At 65.6% G+C, this 253-nt stretch carries 1 protein-coding gene; it reads right to left on the minus strand.

Annotation, left to right across the window (positions count from 1 at the left end):
* On the minus strand, nt 1-207 hold a 207-nt coding region (locus tag ACM0OW_RS25870), incomplete at its 3' end, for a hypothetical protein (RefSeq protein WP_414553586.1).
* Nucleotides 208-253: the final 46 nt, after the last annotated feature.

Below are 253 nucleotides of genomic sequence, written 5' to 3' on the forward strand. Positions count from 1 at the left end.
TGACGGCGACAGGACCGAGGGCCGCACCAGGCCCTCAAGAATGCGCCAGGGCGACATGGACGACGGCCCCACCATCACGTCCAGCGCAAGCGCAGCAACGCAGCCGACCGCCAGCGCCAGCAGCACCAGACGGCGTTTGGCCTGTAATCGGCCATGATGGGCGACGGCGTCGGCGGGCGTTGTCAGATGAGCGGTGATGGGGGTCAATCGACTGCGACGCCGTCCTGCACGAGATTAATAGTGCGTCGCATTA

This window comes from Anabaena sp. CCY 0017 (assembly GCF_963920885.1).
Classification (GTDB): Bacteria; Cyanobacteriota; Cyanobacteriia; order Cyanobacteriales; family Nostocaceae; genus Nodularia.